4 protein-coding genes are annotated in these 4,657 nt (G+C 70.7%); 1 reads left to right on the forward strand and 3 read right to left on the reverse strand.

What is annotated here, in order from left to right; all coding sequences use genetic code 11:
- Positions 1–174: 174 nt before the first annotated feature.
- On the reverse strand, positions 175–1,887 hold the full coding sequence (locus tag ACFWBT_RS41905; protein WP_385709755.1) for an MFS transporter: 1,713 nt from the start codon (positions 1,885–1,887) through the stop codon (positions 175–177).
- A 277-nt stretch (positions 1,888–2,164) separates the two neighbouring features.
- On the opposite strand from ACFWBT_RS41905, the gene ACFWBT_RS41910 reads away from it, so the two are divergent.
- The gene (locus ACFWBT_RS41910) at positions 2,165–2,938 is read left to right on the forward strand and encodes a TetR/AcrR family transcriptional regulator (RefSeq protein ID WP_385709758.1); all 774 of its coding nucleotides are present in this window, start codon (positions 2,165–2,167) and stop codon (positions 2,936–2,938) included.
- A gap of 175 nt (positions 2,939–3,113) precedes the next feature.
- Here ACFWBT_RS41910 and ACFWBT_RS41915 read toward each other — a convergent pair whose 3' ends face one another.
- The gene (locus ACFWBT_RS41915; protein WP_385709761.1) at positions 3,114–3,959 is read right to left on the reverse strand and encodes a TIGR03943 family putative permease subunit; all 846 of its coding nucleotides are present in this window, start codon (positions 3,957–3,959) and stop codon (positions 3,114–3,116) included.
- Positions 3,956–4,657: permease (locus tag ACFWBT_RS41920; protein WP_385709764.1), on the reverse strand; the 702-nt coding region annotated here is incomplete at its 5' end. The genes ACFWBT_RS41915 and ACFWBT_RS41920, both read right to left, overlap by 4 nt.

The raw sequence follows: 4,657 nt of genomic DNA on the forward strand, positions 1-4,657 counted from the left end.
ACCCGGGGGTGGTGCGCCGCTCCCCTCGCCACCTGGTGGGGGGGGTGGCACACCGAACCGGCTGTGCCTCGTCCGGCCAAACCGTGGTGGGTGGCGCCGGGACGGCCGGGCACCCCGGAGAGGGCGCCCGGCCGTCCGCTTCGCCGATGCCTGCGCTGCCTGGGCTGCCGGGGCTCAGTGTCCGGCGGATTCCTCCGGGCGCGCGTGGCGCGGCAGGAGGAACGCGAGGAGGAAGGTCAGGGCGAGCATGCCGTCGACGATCCAGAGCAGTGTCTTCATGACCGAGCCGAAGCCACTCTGGAAGGCGGACGACGCGGTGGCCCCCAGCGCGGCGGAGATACGGCCGCCGGCCTGGGGCGAGGTCGCGGCGGACCGGGCGTCCTTCTCCAGGCGCGCGCAGGAGGCCGGGGTCGCGGCAGGGTCCTTGGCGACGGCGCGGTCCGAGGCGCACGTACGCAGGTCCGCCACGACGCGCTCCTGAGCCGCGGGTGAGACGTGCGCGGCGGCCAGCTGCCCCCGCAGGTGGTCCGAGCGGTGGTCGACGGCGGTGGCGATCCCGCCGCCCAGCAGACCGAAGAACGCGGTGCCGAGGATGGCCACGCCGAAGGCGCCGCCGAGCTGTTGCACCGCGGTCATCGTGCCGGACGCCGAACCCGTCTCGTGCTGCTCGACGCTGGCGAGCACGATGTCGAAGAACGGGGCCATGAGCAGGCCCATGCCGATGCCCGTGACGAGCAGCGACGGCAGGAGCTGCCAGGGACCGACACCGGCTCCCACCTGGTCGAGGGTCAGCCACACGCCGAACACGCCGACCGCCATGACCAGCGCGCCCGCCTGAAGGACGGCGCGTCCGAACCGGACCACACCCTGAGCCACGCCGAAGCCGACGATCATGCCGCCCGACCAGGGCACCATCACCAGTCCCGCCTTGAGCGGCGAGTAGCCGAGGCCGATCTGGGTGTAGAGGTTGAAGACCAGCATGAAGCCCTGCATGGTCGAGAAGAAGACCAGCCCGAGGATCATGCCGCCGCTGAAGCCGCGCTTGCGGAAGAGGCTGGGGACGACCAGCGGGTCCCGGCCGGCCTTGCTGCGGTACGACTCGTAGCGGGCGAAGACGACGAAGACGATCACCGCGGCGCCCATCATCAGGAACGTCCACACGGGCCAGTCGTACTCACGGCCCTGCACCAGCGGGAAGATGATCAGCAGCGCGGCCAGCGAGACCAGGAGCATGCCGGGGATGTCGAGGCGCGGCTTGCTGTCGGACCGGCTCTTCGGCAGGTAGCGCACGGCACCGAGGAGCGCCGCGGCACCCAGCGGCAGGTTGATCAGGAAGATCATGCGCCAGCCGGTGCCGAAGTAGTCGGCGTCCACGAGCCAGCCCGCCAGGATCGGCCCGCAGACCGCGGACAGCCCCATGACCGGGCCGAACATGCCGAAGGCCTTCTGCGACTCCTTCGGCGGGAACATCTCCTTGATCATGCCCAGGCCCTGCGGCAGCATCACCGCGCCGAACAGTCCCTGGACGACGCGCGCGCCGATCAGCATCTCGGGCGACACGGATATCGCGCAGAGCAGCGACCCCAGGGTGAAGCCGGCGGCTCCCACCAGGAACATGGTGCGGCGCCCGTGAATGTCCCCGAGCCGCCCTCCGGTGACGAGCCCGACGGCCATCGAGAGGGTGTAGGCGGCGGCGAGCCATTGCAGGGTGGAGGCGCTGCCGCCGAGGTCGGCCCGCATGGAGGGACCGGCGATGTTCGTGACGACGGCATCGAGGAGATCCATCACCTCGGCCGCCAGGATCACGAAGAGCGCAGCCCAGCGCCACCGGTACGGCGCTGGTGAGTCGATGGGCGTCTCGGCGGACGCGACACCGGTGGTGGACATCGGAAACTCCTCGTGAAGAGGCCACGCCGCGGTGACGAACCAGTGGGCGCGGTGGGTGGACGGATGCGACTGCCCGGCTCGCAGGCACGGAGTGAGAGACGGGCGACGAGACACCGGAGAACACTGTTCAATCTAACAGAACAGTGCTTACCGAGAGAACAGCGTTCATTAAGATATAGCGCAACCTGAGGGCGCAGACAAGATATATCGCGTCCTGTCGAGATGAACGCCGCTCACCGCGAGAGAACACTGCTCTCCCGGCGCCTAGACTGTGCTCATGAGCGACGCGGCCGCCGGCACCCCCGCACCACCTCCGCCGTCTCCCTGGGAGCGCGAGCGTCCCGTTCGCGCCCGCGCAGCCAGCGACCGCACACCGCTGTCACGCGAACGCGTCGTCGAGGCCGCCTTCACCGTCCTGGACCGCCAAGGACTCGACGGCCTGTCGATGCGCCAGGTGGCGGCCGAACTGGGCGTCACGGTCTCCGCCCTCTACGCCTACGTCAGCTCCAAGGACGACCTTCTGGAGCTGATGTACACCCGGCTCTTCGACGGCTTCGCGATCCCCGAACCCGACCCGGAGCGGTGGCAGGAGCAGGTGCGGGACTACGCCCGCTCCTGGCGACAGCGCCTGTCGTCCCATCGCGACATGGCCAGGATTTCCATGGCCCATGTCCCCTTCACCGCCGAACTGCTGCCGCACGTCGAGGCGTTGCTCGCCGTCTTCCGCACCGCCGGACTGCCCGACCGCATCGCGGCCGAGGCCGGCGACCTCATCTCCACCTACATCGACGGGTTCGTCCTGGAGGAGGGCATGTGGCAGGACCGGGCCGCCCAGCAGAGCGGTGACGGTTCCTCCCTGGCCCGTCCGGACTGGCGTGAGATGGCCGACGAGATGCAGCACTACTTCGCGTCCCTGCCCGCGGCGGACTTCCCCCATCTGCGTGCCCTGTCCGGGGTGATGGTGACGGACTCCTCCGACGAGAGGTTCGAGATCGGTCTGGAGATCATGCTGCGCGGCCTGGCGAGCTACCTGCCGGACCCGGCGGCCTGAGCGATCACGGACGCCCGTCGGGCCCCGGACACCGGCTGATCCGCGACACGGACTGATCCCGCGACACCGGCTGATCCCGCGACACCGCTGGCCGGGGCGGCCTCGCCCCGGACAGCGCCGCGTAGCACGAGGACCGAACAGGCCGCCGTGGACCTGCCCTCGCCGGCCCTTGTGATCAGTTGTTCCAGCTCTCGTCGTACGGATCGCGCGGTGTCGCGACCGGCCTCGCCGCACTGACGTCGAGGAACGGGATGATGCCACCGTTGACCGGGTCCTTCGTGCGCTTGCCGGTGTAGGTGCCGGTGACCTCGAGCCAGGTGTCCGGCCGCAGGACGGGCGGAATCCGCCCGGTCAGGCCGATCTTGACCGGTTGGGCGTCAGCGGCGCAGCAGTTGAGGGCCATGCGGACGAGATACGGCGTCCCGGCGTGGTCGAGTGCGAGGAAGCCGGAGATCTTCACCTGCCGCCCGCCGAGGGAACGGCCGTGGTCGTACGCCGCCCGGCTCGCGTAGTCGACCAGGCCGAGCGGGACCGGGTCGCCCGCGGGCAGCTTGGCGTAGCCGAACGGCGCCTGCAGCGCCGTACCGGTGCGCATCGCGCTGTAGGACCCGAGGGCGGGCGGGGCGACCAGGATGAGCGCGAGCAAGGGCAGGACGAGGAGCCACGAGATACGCGGTTCGCGATGCGTGTGCCCATGTCCCTGCGTGTCCTCCGTGGGCCCGTCCCCGTGCCCGTCCATGTCTGCGTGTCCGGGGGCGTCCCCGTGACCGTGCCCGTCCTCCCGCCCGTGAGCTCGCTCGCCGTCGCGGTCGGCGTCGGGACGGTCGGCGGAAGCCGTTCGGTGCTCGCGCACCTCGTACCAGACCGTGGCGAGGGCCGTGACGATGAGCACCACACCCGCCGCGAGCAGCAGGGGCCGCAGACCGGCCTTGACGTACCGCAGATAGAGGTCCGTGACGCTCGCGTGCAGCACCGCCGCTCCGACGAGGAAGAGCACGGCCGCCTGTGCCTGCCGGTTCACAGCAGCACCGCCCCGATCAGAACGGACATGAGGATCGCGAGGGCGAAGGTGGTGGGCGCGAACCGCAGGGCGAATCCGCGGCCGAACGTGCCGACCTGCATGGCGAAGAGCTTCAGGTCGATCATCGGTCCGACGACGAGGAACGCCAGCCGGGCGGTGAGCGAGAACTGGTTCAGCGAGGCGACCACGAACGCGTCGGCCTCCGAGCAGATCGACAGCAGCACGGCCAGGATCGCGAGGGCGAGGATCGACACCACCGGATTCCCGGCAGCGGCTTGCAGCCAGTTGGCCGGGACGACGGACTTGAGCGTGGCCGCGGCCATCGCGCCCAGCACGAGGAACCCGCCCGCGTGCATCACGTCGTGCCGCACCGAGCCCCAGAACGCCGCTCCCTTGCCGAGGCCTTCGTGCGCCGGGCGGCCCGGCGGGCGCAGCCAGTCGGTACGACCGAGACGCTGCCACAGCCAGCCCATCGCGCAGGCCACGAAGAGGCTCGCCACGAAACGGGCGAGGACCATCTCCGGGTTCCGTGGGAAGGCGACGGCCGTGGCCGTCAGCACGATCGGGTTGATCGCGGGTGCGGACAGCAGGAAGGCCAGAGCCGCCGCAGGAGTGACACCGCGGCGCACCAGCGCCCCGGCGACGGGCACGGAAGCGCACTCGCAGCCGGGCAGGATCGCCCCGGCCATCCCGGCGAC

It is taken from the genome of Streptomyces sp. NPDC060027 (genome assembly GCF_042737005.1).
Classification (GTDB): Bacteria; Actinomycetota; Actinomycetes; order Streptomycetales; family Streptomycetaceae; genus Streptomyces.

Coding starts and splice junctions, on each gene's coding strand:
- ACFWBT_RS41905 (WP_385709755.1), bottom strand. CDS start 1,887: ATGTCCACCACCGGTGTCGCGTCCGCCGAGACGCCCATCGACTCACCA.
- ACFWBT_RS41910 (WP_385709758.1), top strand. CDS start 2,165: ATGAGCGACGCGGCCGCCGGCACCCCCGCACCACCTCCGCCGTCTCCC.